The following is a 13348-nucleotide window of genomic DNA, read 5'->3' as shown; positions in this document are numbered from 1 at the left end:
ACGCTACGATTCAGGGATGACATCTTGACCCTGCTGCTGGCCCGGTGCCGACAGCTTCCTTTGACTCGCGTCACCGGAGTGTTCTTTCTGGTGCTGCTGCTGATGCTGGCCCAGCAGAGCGCAGCCCTCACCTGGCGCTTGCTCACTCTGGCAAACCCGCAATCCAACCAGCCGTGGCAACCCTCCACCGTGGCGGTCAGCGGCCAAAGCAGCCCGCGCCTTGAACTGGGCGAGGTGAGCCGACTGGCGCTGTTTGGCAAGGCGATCCCCAAGGCGCAGGCAAAAACCGCCGTGGCCGCCAATGCGCCGCGCACCCAGCTTAATGCCCAGCTCAACGGGGTGTTGGCAAGCTCGGATCCGGCCAAATCCATCGCCATCATCGCCATGTCCGGCATCCAGAACTCCTACGGGGTTGGCGACATGATTGACGGCACCCAAGCGCGGATCCGGCAGGTCTATCCGGATCGAGTCATCATAGAGCGGGATGGCCGCGACGAGACCCTGATGCTGGATGGCGAGGAGTATGGCAAGCCGCTACCGCAAACAACAAATACCACTCTCCTTGGCTCTCTGCGCAGCGAGCTGATGGCTGATCCGGGCAAGATCACTGATTACCTCAATATTTCACCGGTTCAGATGGATGGCCGCATGGCCGGTTATCGCCTCAACCCGGGCAACAATCCGGAATTTTTCAACCAGAGCGGGCTGCAGGCCAATGATCTGGCCATCAGCATCAACGGACTGGATCTGCGTGACAACATGCAAGCCATGCAGGCGATGCAGCAGCTGGCTAGCGCAACGGAAATGACAGTGACCGTCGAGCGGCAGGGCGAACAGTTCGATGTCTATGTGCGCTTGTCAGAATAATGATTTGGAGTCGTACCAATAATGACCACTAAAGGGAAAGGCTGGCGTCTGGCCACTATCGCAGCGGCACTGATGATGGCGGGCTCAGCCTGGGCCACCGAGTACTCTGCCAGCTTCAAGAACGCCGACATCGAAGAATTTATCAATACGGTGGGCAAAAACCTCAACAAGACCATCATCATAGAGCCCTCGGTGCGCGGCAAGATCAACGTGCGCAGCTACGACCTGCTCAACGAGGAGCAGTACTACCAGTTCTTCCTGAGTGTGCTCGATGTCTACGGCTTTGCCGTGGTGCCGATGAATAACGGCGTGCTCAAGGTGCTGCGCTCGCGGGATGCCAAAACCTCCGCCATTCCGGTGGTGGATGGCAATAACCCGGGAGTGGGCGACGAGATGGTGACCAGAGTCGTGCCGGTACGCAACGTCTCGGTGCGTGAACTGGCTCCCCTGCTGCGCCAGCTCAACGACAACGCCGGTGGGGGCAACGTGGTGCACTACGAGCCATCAAACGTACTGCTGATCACCGGCCGCGCCGCCGTGGTCAACCGTCTGGTGGAAGTGGTGAACCGGGTCGACCGCGCAGGCGATCAGGATGTGGACATCATCAAACTGAGATATGCCTCGGCCGGCGAGATGGTGCGGCTGGTGACCAACCTCAACAAGGATGGCAATCCACAAGGGGGCACCGCCTCCCTGTTGCTGTCGCCCAAGGTGGTGGCCGACGAGCGTACCAACTCGGTGGTGGTGAGCGGTGAGCCGAAAGCGCGCGCCCGCATCATCCAGATGGTTCGCCAGCTCGACCGCGACCTGCAGAGTCAGGGCAACACCCGGGTCTTCTATCTCAAATATGGCAAGGCCAAGGATATGGTCGATGTGCTCAAGGGGGTCAGCTCCAGCATCGAGGCTGACAAGAAGGGGGGCGGAGCAACCACAGGGGGCGCCAGCATCGGCGGTGGCAAGCTGGCCATCTCTGCCGACGAGGCAACCAATGCCCTGGTCATCACCGCCCAGCCGGATGTGATGGCGGAACTGGAGCAGGTGGTGGCCAAGCTCGATATCCGTCGCGCCCAGGTGCTGGTAGAAGCGATCATCGTCGAAATTGCCGACAGTGACGGCCTCAATCTGGGCGTGCAGTGGGCCAACACCAACGCTGGCGGCACCCAATTTACCAACACAACACTGCCCATTGGCGGAGCCATCGCAGCCGGTAAGGATTACCAGGATGGCAATACCGAGACAGCTACCAACTTGCTTGGGAGCTTTAACGGGATGGCCGCCGGTTTCTATCACGGCGATTGGGCCATGTTGGCGACGGCGCTCGCCTCCAATACCAAGAGCGATATTCTCTCAACCCCGAGTATCGTCACCATGGACAACAAGGAGGCCTCCTTCAATGTCGGACAGGAGGTGCCGGTGCAGAGCGGTTCACAAAGCTCCACCACCAGCGATCAGGTGTTCAACACCATAGAGCGCAAGACGGTGGGCACCAAGCTGACGGTTACGCCGCAGATTAACGAAGGGGACTCGGTACTGCTCAACATCGAGCAGGAGGTCTCCAGCGTCGCCAAGGTCGTATCAGACAGTACCAAGGGACTAGGCCCCACCTTCGATACCCGCACGGTGAAAAACGCCGTACTGGTGAAGAGTGGCGAGACAGTGGTACTGGGTGGCCTGATGGATGAGCAGACCAAGGAGGAAGTTTCCAAGGTGCCGTTACTCGGCGATATCCCGGTACTGGGTTACCTGTTCCGCTCCACCAGCACCAACACCAACAAGCGCAACCTGATGGTCTTTATCCGGCCCACCATCTTGCGTGATGCGGAGGTTTATACCGGCGTCTCCAGTAACAAGTACAGCCTGTTCCGCGCCGAACAGCTCAATGCTGCCGCCCAGGAGGGGTATCTCACCTCGCCCGCCCGTCAGGTTTTGCCCGTCTATGGCCAGGATGTGATGATGTCACCCGAAATCCGGCAGGAAGTGGAAAATCAGATGGAGCAGATAAAACGCCGCCAGCAGAACACTGCTGACAGCACCACCCCCTTTGTGCAGAGCCGTCCCTGATGAGTGCCTACCATCTTGATGGCGGCGAGTTGCCGTCCCCGCTGCCGGAGCTGCCCTTCGCCTTTGCCCGCAACTTCGGGGTGATCCTGATTGAGCGGGACGGCGCTCCCGTGCTGCAGTGCCGCCCCGGCGTCACCCCGCAGGCCCTGCTGGAAGTTCGGCGGGTAGCGGGTTGCAGCTTCGCGGTGGAGCAGCTCGACAACGAGGCCTTCGAAGAGCTGCTGATGGCCCACTATCAGCGCGACTCCTCCGAAGCGCGCCAGCTGATGGAAGATCTCGGCAACGAGATGGACTTCTTCGCCCTGGCCGAAGAGCTGCCGCAAAGCGAAGATCTGCTGGATGCCGATGACGACGCCCCCATCATTCGCCTCATCAACGCCATGTTGAGCGAGGCGATCAAGGAGGAGGCCTCCGATATCCATATCGAGACCTTCGAGCGGGCACTAGTGATCCGTTTTCGTATCGATGGGGTACTGCGGGAGATCCTGCGCCCCCATCGCAAGCTGGCATCACTGCTGGTCTCGCGGATCAAGGTGATGTCGCGGATGGATATTGCCGAGAAGCGGGTACCGCAGGATGGCCGTATCTCGTTGCGTATCGGCGGCCGCGCCGTCGACGTGCGGGTCTCCACCATGCCGTCCAGCTACGGCGAGCGGGTGGTATTGCGTCTGCTCGACAAGAACAACGTGCGCCTCGAGCTCAAGCAGCTGGGGATGACCGCGGCCAACCGCAGCATCATCAGCGAGCTTATTCGCAAGCCCCACGGCATTATTCTGGTCACCGGCCCGACCGGTTCCGGTAAATCCACCACCCTCTATGCGGCGCTGTCAGAAATCAACTCGCGGGATCGCAACATCCTGACGGTGGAAGACCCCATCGAGTATGACCTCGAAGGGGTGGGCCAGACCCAGGTCAACACCAAGGTGGACATGACCTTCGCCCGCGGCCTGCGCGCCATTCTGCGCCAGGATCCGGACGTAGTGATGGTGGGGGAAATTCGTGACCTTGAAACCGCCCAGATTGCGGTGCAGGCGTCACTGACCGGTCACCTGGTGATGTCGACCCTGCACACCAACACCGCCATCGGCGCCATCACCCGGATGCGGGACATGGGGATCGAGCCCTTCCTGCTTTCCTCGTCGCTCTTGGCGGTGCTGGCCCAGCGGCTGGTGCGTACCCTCTGCCCCGATTGCCGCGCCTCGCGTCCGCCCACCGAGCAGGAGCGACTTGCAATGGGTATCACACTGGAACCTGATCAGCCTATCTGGCATCCGGTGGGCTGCGAACAGTGCAACCACACCGGCTATCGTGGCCGGACCGGCATCCACGAACTGGTGGTGGTTGACGAGGCGGTGCGTGAAGCCATTCACGGCGCCAGCGGCGAGATGGCCATCGAGCGGCTGATCCGCGGCCACACCCCCAGCATCCGCCGCGACGGTATCGACAAGGTGCTCAAGGGGCAGACCAGCCTCGAAGAGGTACTGCGCGTGACCCGGGAAGATTGAGATGGCGGCATTCGAATATAAGGCCCTCGACAACAAGGGGCGCAGCAAGAGCGGCGTGATGGAGGGTGACTCGGCCCGTCAGGTGCGCCAACTGCTGCGCGAGCAGGGGCTCACCCCCCTCGAGGTGAACGAGACCACCGAGAAGGCAAAACGGGAGGCGACCCGCTTCGCCCTGTTCCGTCGTGGCGCCAGCACAGCCGAGCTGGCCCTGATCACTCGCCAGCTGGCCACTCTGGTGGGGGCCGGCCTCACCATCGAAGAGGCGCTCAAGGCGGTGGCCGAGCAGTGCGAAAAAGCTCACTTGCGCTCTCTGGTGGCGACCGTGCGCAGCAAGGTGGTGGAAGGCTATTCGCTGGCCGACTCGCTGGGGGCCTTTCCCCATGTATTCGACCAGCTGTTTCGCTCCATGGTGGCGGCCGGTGAAAAATCGGGCCATCTGGAGAAGGTGCTCAACCGTCTCGCTGACTACACAGAGCAGCGCCAGCATATGCGCACCAAGCTGCTGCAGGCGATGATCTACCCCATCGTGCTCACCTGTGTCGCCATCGGGGTTATATCGATCCTGCTCACCGCCGTGGTACCCAAGGTAGTGGCCCAGTTTGAACACATGGGCCAGCAGCTGCCGGGCACCACCCGTTTTCTCATCGGCACCAGCGAACTGATGCAGGCCTACGGCCTCTGGTTCCTGCTGCTGATCTTCCTTGGCAGCTTTGTCTGGCGCTGGTGGCTCACCGATGAAAAGCGTCGCCGACGCTGGCATCAGGTGCTGCTCGGCCTGCCGGTGATTGGCCGGGTCAGCCGCGGTCTCAACACCGCCCGCTTCGCCCGTACGTTAAGCATCCTCAACGCCAGTGCGGTACCGCTGCTGGAGGGGATGAAGATCTCCGGCGAAGTGCTCTCCAACGACTTTGCCAGAATGCGCATTCTTGAGGCCGCCGAACGGGTGCGCGAGGGGACCAGTCTGCGCAAGTCGCTGACCGAGACCAAGATTTTCCCGCCCATGATGCTGCACATGATCGCCTCCGGCGAGCAGAGCGGCGAGCTCGACAGCATGCTGGAGCGGGCTGCAGACAACCAGGATCGGGAGTTTGAATCCCAGGTCAATATCGCCCTCGGGGTGTTCGAACCCATGCTGGTGGTCTCCATGGCCGGGGTGGTGCTGTTTATCGTGATGTCGATCCTGCAGCCGATCCTCGAGCTCAACAATATGGTGAATATGTAAGTTTCCGGTGTTCGGTGGCGCCGCTGGCGGCCCGTCGAACCCACCCAGTGATCACTCTCTGATGGGCCATCCCATCTCATTCGTTACGGAGCAACTCATGAACAAACGTCGTCAATCCGGTTTTACCCTGCTGGAAGTCATGGTGGTCATCGTGATCCTCGGCATTCTGGCCAGTCTGGTGGTGCCCAACCTGATGGGCAACAAGGAGAAAGCTGACCAGCAGAAAGCGGTCTCCGATATCGTGGCGCTGGAAAACGCCCTCGACATGTACAAGCTGGACAACAACCGCTACCCGACAACAGAACAGGGCCTGGACGCGCTGGTGACCAAGCCTTCCATCGATCCGGCACCGCGCAGCTACCGCGATGGCGGCTACATCAAGCGCCTGCCGCAAGATCCCTGGGGCAACCCGTACCAACTGCTGAGCCCGGGCCAGTTCGGCAAGATCGACATCTTCTCCATGGGTCTGGATGGTGAAGCCGGTACCGATGATGACATCGGCAACTGGAACCTGAAGGATTTCCAATAAGTGATATGTCGCCAGCGCATTCACTCCGCCTTGCTGGAGCAGCCTGAATGAGGGTTGTTCCATCTGCCCGTCGCCAATCAGGCTTTACTCTGCTGGAAGTGTTGCTGGTCGCCATGCTGATGGGACTAGTGGCCACCGCCGTCACCCTCAGCATGGGAGGCGCCAGAGGAGATCGGGAGCTGGACAAGCAGGCGCGTCGCCTGATGGCGACGCTGCAGCTGGCGCAGGAGTATGCGGTGATGGATGGTCGGCTGGTAGGCATTCGCATCGAGGATAACGGCTGGCAGTTTATGCAGCGTCAGGCCAAAGATCGCAAGTGGCTGGCCCTGACTGGCGACAAGCAGCTGGGGCCGGTGCAACTGGCCGAGAACATGACGCTGGCGCTGGAGCTGGAAGGCTTTGGCTGGCAGCCGGACTCCGACGAGAAAACCGAACAGAAGCGCGACGAGAAGGAGCGCACGCCGCAGCTACTGATCTTCCCGGGCGGCGAGCTGAGCCCGTTCGTGCTCACCTTCACCCAGCAGGATGACGATGCCCGCTACACCCGCATCGTCAAAGGGGACGAGTTCGGCCGCCTCACCCTGCTCACCGGCGATGAAGATGAAGAGGTGAGCGAATGAACGCCCGCGGGATGACACTACTCGAAGTCATGGTGGCGCTGGCAGTCTTTGCCATCGCGGGTCTCGCGGTAATGAAAACCGCCAGCGAACACCTCTCTGCCCTCAACTATCTGGAGCAGAAGACACTCGCCACCTGGGTGGTAGAGAACCAGCTGGTGCAACAGAAGCTCGAGAACAAGTGGCCCGGCGACAGCTGGGTGGAAGGGGATGAGCAGATGGCGGGCAGCACCTGGTACTGGCGCTATCGCGGCGTCGCCACCGCCGACAACAACTTCCGGGCGCTCGATATGGAAGTGCGTACCGAGGCCAAGGCCGATAACCCGGTCGCCATGATGCGGACCTATATCAGCCGATGACCCAGCACGTTGCCCGCACGCCTCGCCCCGTCCGCCATGCCGGTTTCACCCTGCTCGAAATGCTGGTGGCGATCGCTATCTTCGCCACTCTCAGCATGGGCGCCTATCAGGTGCTGCAAGGGGTGCTCACCAGCGACGAGGTGGCCAAGCGCAAGGAGGCCCGCCTCAACGAACTGCAACTCGCCTTCACCCTGCTGGAGCGAGACATCACCCAGATGGTGCCGCGCAGCGGCCGCATTGAGGGAGAGAACAACAAGGTGCTGCTGGCGGCCTCCCGGTTCGGCCAGCAGAGCGATGACTGGGGCATGGCCTTTATGCGCAGCGGCTGGCTCAACCCGGACGGCATGCTGCCCCGCTCCCATCTGCAACGGGTCGGCTGGCGTCTCAAGGATCAGAAGCTGGAGCGCCTGAGCTACCTCTATCCGGATCCGGTGATCGGCACCGAGCCGCGCATCCAACCGGTGCTGGCGGGAGTCACGGCGTTTCGCCTCTACTTCTTCGACAAGGGCAACTGGAAAGAGGAGTGGACCCAGCGCAGCGTGCTGCCCCACGGGCTGGCAGTGGAGCTGGATCTGGAAGATTACGGCACCATTCGCCGCCAGTTCCTGATTGGTGCCGGTGGCCAGCGCGCCGAAGAGAATAGCCAGAGCAGCAACCCCGACCAGGGGGGCGGCAACAACAGCAATAACGGGAACAACGGCGGCAACGGCAATACCAATGGCGGTAATGGTGACAGCCAGAACGGAGGGGGCGCCAATGCGGGCTAATCTCGCCGCTCCCGGCCGCCAGCGCGGCATGGCGCTGCTGGTGGTGCTGCTGATCCTCTCGGTGATGGTGATCATCGCCAGCAATATGAGCGGCCGCCTGCAGCTTGAGCTGCGCCGTACCGCCAACATCACCACAGGCAAACAGGCGTGGTGGTATGCCCTCTCGGCGGAAGCGCTGGTGAGCAAGGTGCTGACGCAGGATTTCAAGGACAACCCCGAGGTGGTCAACCTCAGCCAGAACTGGGCCCGCAAGAACACTGTGTTTCCGCTGGACGATGGCCAGCTCAAGGGCGAGGTGACCGACCTGCAATCCTGCTTCAACCTCAACAGCCTGAGCGTGGCCTCCAAGGCGGGGAGCGGCGAGGAGCTGGCGCAGCAGCCCTATCCGGTGCAGGTGTTTCGCGAACTGCTCAAACAGCTGGCGATGGATGATTACGAGGCGGCCCAGCTCACCGATGCCATCCGTGACTGGACCGACAAGGATACGGTGCTGGTCTCCAGCCTTGGCGCAGAGGACGCCTATTACGAGGGGCTCAAGCCCCCCTACCTCACCGCCAACCAGTGGATGCTGGGCAAGGATGAGCTGCGGGCGGTGCGCGGGGTGACGGCAAGGGTCTATGCCAAACTGGCCCCCTACGTCTGCACCCTGCCCAACGACAAGTTGAAGATCAATATCAATACCCTTGCCACCCAGCGCCCCGAGCTGCTGGTTGCCCTCTATCTGGGCACTATCGGGCTGGATGATGCCAAGCGAGTACTGAACGAGCGGCCACAGAAGGGGTGGAAAGAGAGCAAGCTGATGACAGACATGCTCGCTCCGGTCGATTCGGTGAAAGGGCTGAAAGATGCACTGGTGGTGAAAAGCGACTTCTTCGAAGCCCGAGTCGTGGCCGAGGTCGGCGACAACCGGGCCTGGCTCGAAACCCTGTTCCAGCGGGGCAAGGACAATAAACTGGTGATGCTGCGCCGCCTCAGTAGTGGCGCCGAATAAACAGCGCACCGGCGGGCCCTCGCCCGCGGGTACGAGAGATGTTGGATGCAGCCTGCGGGCTGCGCACCGGTTGCCAGGGCGCACAACGCCCTTTGCAAACCGGTATCGCAGGAGAGAGATGCGTGAGCGAAAGTCTGGTCATCCGACTGGGGACCAATAAACAACAACCCGTGGCCTGGCTGGTCTGGTCCGGTCAGGAGCAGGAGATCATCGCCTCCGGCACCCTGCCTTCGGCCGATGCCCTGGGCGAGCTGCAGGAGCGGGCCGGTGGCCGCCCCGTGGTCACCCTAGTGCCGGGCAGCGATCTGATCTTCCGGCGCGTCACCCTGCCGGGTCGCTACAACCGCCAGTCGGCGGCGGCCCTTCCCTACCTGCTGGAGGAGCAGATCGCCTCCGACGTGGACGAGCTCCATCTGGTGGTGCTGGCCCACGAAGGGCAACAGGTCGACCTGATGGCGGTGGATCGGCAGAAGATGGGCGAGTGGCTCGGCTGGCTCGATGCCGCTGGCCTCAAGAGCCTGCAACTGCTGCCCGATGTGCTGGCGCTGCCACAGGCCGCTGATGGCTGGTCTGCGCTGCAACTCGGCAATGAGTGGCTGGTACGCCAGGGGCCCTGTCAGGGGATCGTCGCCGACGAACCGCTGCTGGCCATCTTGCTGGCAACCGAAGTCGAGCCAGTCACCATCCACAGCCACACCCCGGTGCCCGCCATTGCAGCCGCCAACTGGCAGGCGGCGGAGCCCGAGCTGCCCATGCTGCTGCTGGCCAAGGGGGCCCTCACCTGCCGCGCCAACCTGCTGACCGGCCCCTACCGGCCGCAGACCGAATATGCCCGCTACTGGTTGCAGTGGCGCAAGGTAGCCATCACCGCGGGTCTGTTGCTGCTGGTGGCCCTCGGCCAGCGCGGGGTGCAACTCTATCAGCTCACCGAGCAGGACAAGGCGCTGAAAGCGGAGATCCGCGCCGTCTATACCCGCATCTTCCCGGGTGAGAGCCGCATCGTGAACGTGCGCAGCCAGATGACCCAGCATCTGCAACAGATGGGACAAGCCCCGCAAAACGGCGTACTGCTGATGCTCACCGAGCTGGCCCCCACCTTTGCCGAAGTACCCGGCCTCAAGCCGCAGGTGATGCGCTTTGATGCCAGTCGCCACGAGCTGAGGCTGCAGGTGACCGCTCCCGGCTTTGCCGAGATCGAGCGGTTCCGTGAGCTGGCTGGCAAGCAATTCGAGGTACAGCAAGGCGAGGTGCGCAGCACCGAGGGCAAGGTAGAGGGCGCACTGGTGCTCAAGGGTAAATCATCATGATGGAAAAATTGCAGAGCTGGTGGCACGGCATCACCGCACGGGAACAGCGGCTGGTGGTCACGGGTGGCGTTCTGCTGCTGGTCGGTCTCTTCTACTGGAGCGTCTGGCAGCCCATAGCCAACCGCATCGCAGAGCGGGAGCGGCAGGTGCAGAACCAGCAGCAGACCCTCGCCTGGCTCAAGGAGAAGGGGGAAGAGGTGCTGGCCATGCAAGGGGGCTCGGGTCGCCAGATCGATACCAGCGGCACCCTGGAAGGGGTGGTCAACCGCACCGCCTTCAACCACAAGATCAAGATTGCCCGGCTGCAACCCCAGGCGCAGGAGCTGCAAGTGTGGATCGACACGGTCCAGTTCGATGACTTGCTGCTCTGGCTCTCCACGCTGGTGGAGCAGCACGGTATTCAGGTTCAAATCATCGAGATCGCCCGCGAGGATCTGGCCCCGGGTCTGGTCAAGGTCAGACGTTTGCAGTTGAGTCGTCCACAATGAAAAAACGCATCCTGATTGCCAGCCTGTTTCTGGCCGCCTATCTGCTCTTCCTGCTGGCCACCCTGCCCGCGGCACTGGTGGCTCGCCATCTGCCGCTGCCTGCCAACGTTGCCAATCTGCTGAAACTGGAAGGGGTGAGCGGCACCCTCTGGAGTGGCCAGATTGCCCGGCTGCAATATGCCAGCGAATCGGTGAACCAGCTGCGCTGGGATCTCAACGGCTGGTCGCTGCTGCGCTTCGCCCCCGAAGTGGCCATACGTTTTGGCGATCGCAACGGACTCAATGGTCAGGGCGTTGTCGGCTGGAATGGCGCCGCCTTCGGCCGGGATCTGACCCTCAACGCCCCCGCCCCCTGGTTGCTGAGCCGGGTGCCGATGCGCCTGCCGATCCCGCTCACCGTCAGCGGCCAACTGCAGCTCAAAGTGGAGCAATTTGCCCAGGGCACCCCCTGGTGTGACAACCTCTACGGCAACCTCGACTGGTACAACGCCAGCGCCGATACCCCGGCGGGCAAGCTGGATCTGGCCGACCCCGAGCTGAAACTCACCTGCCTCGACTCCAAACTGGTGGCCGAACTCAAGCAGGGCTCCGATGCGGTGCAGACCATGGGTCGCCTCGAGCTGCAACCCAATGGCCAATACCTGTTCCAGGGCACCCTGAAACCGGGCCCGGAACTGCCACCGCAGATGCAACAAGGACTCCCCTTCCTCGGTCAGCCCGACAGTCAGGGCCGCTTCCCCCTGCGCTACCAGGGGCGAATCTAATACCCTCCCCCGTCGACCCCGGAGCCACTCCGGGGTCGACGGGGGAGGCTCTGACTCCTGGGTCCCCCCACTGCGTTCACACACCGGCAATCATCAATAAGGGCCTTCCTACTGAAAAAGCAGCAACGCATTCCCGTCACGCCCAATCTCCATCAGCTTGTGTTCGTAGTGAAATGTGAGCAGGAACCAATTCTTGACTATTTATCTCCAGGCCAGGATCTGCTTCACCGCCCAATCCGTGGTCGATGTACCAGACTCGCTTTATTACGATATAATCATCGCTCTTTTCGCCCGGCCAGCACGGTTAGTCCAAGAGTACGCAAGATGGAAATAAAGCTGCACCAGAACGCAACCACAACGCCCCGGACTCGCAAATATATCCAGACCTCCAGCAAATCAGATGCAGCTCTTGCCGAGGAGCTGAACATCTCGATAGATACGGTGAGACGCTGGCGCAATCGTGATGATTGCTATGACAAATCCCACAGACCCCGCACAATCCATCGCAAACTGCAGCCTGAGCAGGAGTGGTTGGTATTGTTTCTTCGCCATCGGCTGCATCTCTCTCTTGATGAACTGCTGGAGGTCACCCGTTTACTGATCCGTGCCGATGTCTCGCGGGCAGGTTTGAGCCGCTGTCTGCAAAAATACCAACAAGATCGGTTGAAAAAGCCTGACCCTGCATCTGGATTGGGTCACGTGTGGCTGGATGCGCTATATCTCCCAACTGTCATCGCAGCCAGTCAGCCTTTGCTGCTGGTGCTCACGGAGCAATTGACCGGCCATATCTCATTTGCCCTCTGTGCCCCGGAAGAGAAAGAGCAGATCCTTAATGGCTTCACCAACTATTTGCAAAATGAGTTGCCCTACCCGATCGAGAGCATTGAGGTCACCAGTCCACTCCCCGAAGTAGAGGCGTTGGCCAACAGGCTATGCACGTCGGTGACCTCTGCCTCTTTACCGATATCCAGTGGGTTGCTCGACTCAACCGCATTCTCTCAACCACTGACTGCCATTCTGGCTGGTGAGCGTTTTGACAAACGTCTCAGTCTGGGAGCCGTATTACTTGAGTTTGAAGATCTGCTTAACCACAGGATATTGCGCAATCGCTTGAAAAGCCTGACACCTGGCACCTACATCCGTCAACTACAGCAAAAAGAGTAAAGGTGGCCGCTCAGTGTAATACCTCCTGACAGATCTCTTTAGTGTTACTGTAGTGGTCAACTAAATCCGGACACTTGGTTAGGCCATTCTTCGGCTTTTGCTGGCGGTATCCCGTCATTGTGGTGATGTGGACGCCGCCAGTTGTAGTCATCCATCAGGTAATAACTGATATCTCGTTTCGCCTCTCGCAAGCTCATATATCCCATAGCCGGGAGCCACTCTGACTTCAGGCTTCTGAACAGTCGCTCCATCGGGGCGTTATCCCAGCAGTTTCCACGACGACTCATGCTCTGGGTTATGCGATAACGCCACAGTCGTTGCCGAAATGCCCGGCTGCCATATTGGCTGCCCTGGTCGGAGTGAAATAGCACACCGGATGGGCAACCCCGCTACTGATAGGCCATCTCCAGTGCTTTGATTGCCAATTCTGCATCAGGTTTATCAGACATCGCCCAGCCCACGACCCGCCGGGTGTACAGGTCAAGCACCGCTGCCAGGTAATACCAACGACCACCTGCCCAGACGTAGGTGATATCACCACACCTGATTGGGTTGCTGGACATCAAATTCGCGGGCCAGCAGATTGGGAATGCCCGGTCGTTCAGACCGAGCGACCTGATAGCGATGAGCGCCCGGTTGCTTGGATACCAGACCGGCTTCCTTCATCAGGTTACGTACTTTGAATCGACCAATCTGATACCCCAACT

The 13348-nt window shown here is 60.9% G+C and carries 12 protein-coding genes and 2 pseudogenes; 13 read left to right on the top strand and 1 reads right to left on the bottom strand.

Annotated elements, in window-relative coordinates:
* Nucleotides 1–24: 24 nt before the first annotated feature.
* The 13 genes and pseudogenes from exeC to G5182_RS01745 all read left to right on the top strand — a co-directional run bounded on the left by exeC (nt 25) and on the right by G5182_RS01745 (nt 12641).
* Entirely contained in the window at nt 25–867 is an 843-nt protein-coding gene (exeC, locus tag G5182_RS01805) for a GspC family type II secretion system variant ExeC (RefSeq protein ID WP_321537286.1), read from the top strand.
* 21 nt (nt 868–888) lie between these two features.
* The gene (gene exeD, locus G5182_RS01800; protein ID WP_227342243.1) at nt 889–2928 is read left to right on the top strand and encodes a GspD family T2SS secretin variant ExeD; all 2040 of its coding nucleotides are present in this window, start codon (nt 889–891) and stop codon (nt 2926–2928) included.
* On the top strand, nt 2928–4433 hold the full coding sequence (gene gspE / locus G5182_RS01795) for a type II secretion system ATPase GspE (protein WP_421254144.1): 1506 nt from the start codon (nt 2928–2930) through the stop codon (nt 4431–4433). The genes exeD and gspE overlap by 1 nt, the downstream gene beginning before the upstream one ends.
* Before the next feature lies 1 nt (nt 4434).
* Nucleotides 4435–5655, top strand: coding sequence for a GspF family T2SS innner membrane protein variant ExeF (gene exeF / locus G5182_RS01790; RefSeq protein ID WP_005338296.1), 1221 nt, complete (start codon nt 4435–4437; stop codon nt 5653–5655).
* Between the two features lie 97 nt (nt 5656–5752).
* Nucleotides 5753–6184 (top strand): GspG family T2SS major pseudopilin variant ExeG, encoded by a 432-nt coding sequence (gene exeG, locus G5182_RS01785; RefSeq protein WP_005338297.1) that lies wholly within the window; start codon nt 5753–5755, stop codon nt 6182–6184.
* Between the two features lie 47 nt (nt 6185–6231).
* Complete coding sequence (gene exeH / locus G5182_RS01780) at nt 6232–6804, top strand: GspH family T2SS minor pseudopilin variant ExeH (protein ID WP_421203077.1); 573 nt, start codon at nt 6232–6234, stop codon at nt 6802–6804.
* Nucleotides 6801–7160 (top strand): GspI family T2SS minor pseudopilin variant ExeI, encoded by a 360-nt coding sequence (exeI, locus tag G5182_RS01775; protein WP_101529815.1) that lies wholly within the window; start codon nt 6801–6803, stop codon nt 7158–7160. Before exeH ends, exeI begins: the two co-directional genes overlap by 4 nt.
* Nucleotides 7157–7804: pseudogene (gene gspJ / locus G5182_RS01770) on the top strand (type II secretion system minor pseudopilin GspJ); the annotation flags it as partial. The gene exeI and the pseudogene gspJ, both read left to right, overlap by 4 nt.
* Before the next feature lie 112 nt (nt 7805–7916).
* Nucleotides 7917–8918, top strand: a complete 1002-nt coding sequence (exeK, locus tag G5182_RS01765; RefSeq protein WP_421254143.1) for a GspK family T2SS minor pseudopilin variant ExeK — start codon at nt 7917–7919, stop codon at nt 8916–8918.
* A 122-nt stretch (nt 8919–9040) separates the two neighbouring features.
* Nucleotides 9041–10225 carry a GspL family type II secretion system protein ExeL gene (exeL, locus tag G5182_RS01760; protein ID WP_421254142.1) on the top strand — a complete coding sequence of 395 codons (1185 nt, stop codon included), beginning with the start codon at nt 9041–9043 and terminating at the stop codon, nt 10223–10225.
* Complete coding sequence (exeM, locus tag G5182_RS01755) at nt 10222–10713, top strand: GspM family type II secretion system protein ExeM (protein WP_042083641.1); 492 nt, start codon at nt 10222–10224, stop codon at nt 10711–10713. Before exeL ends, exeM begins: the two co-directional genes overlap by 4 nt.
* Nucleotides 10710–11477 carry a GspN family type II secretion system protein ExeN gene (exeN, locus tag G5182_RS01750; RefSeq protein WP_421254141.1) on the top strand — a complete coding sequence of 256 codons (768 nt, stop codon included), beginning with the start codon at nt 10710–10712 and terminating at the stop codon, nt 11475–11477. Before exeM ends, exeN begins: the two co-directional genes overlap by 4 nt.
* A gap of 324 nt (nt 11478–11801) precedes the next feature.
* Nucleotides 11802–12641: a hypothetical protein gene (locus G5182_RS01745; protein ID WP_227342231.1), complete on the top strand. Its 840-nt coding sequence runs from the start codon at nt 11802–11804 to the stop codon at nt 12639–12641.
* A 56-nt stretch (nt 12642–12697) separates the two neighbouring features.
* On the opposite strand, the pseudogene G5182_RS01740 reads toward G5182_RS01745, so the two are convergent.
* A pseudogene (locus G5182_RS01740) lies at nt 12698–13348 on the bottom strand (IS3 family transposase); the annotation flags it as partial.

Source organism: Aeromonas sp. 600948 (assembly GCF_049174875.1).
Classification (GTDB): domain Bacteria; phylum Pseudomonadota; class Gammaproteobacteria; order Enterobacterales; family Aeromonadaceae; genus Aeromonas; species Aeromonas veronii_A.
This window is presented reverse-complemented; position numbering and strand designations above follow the sequence as displayed.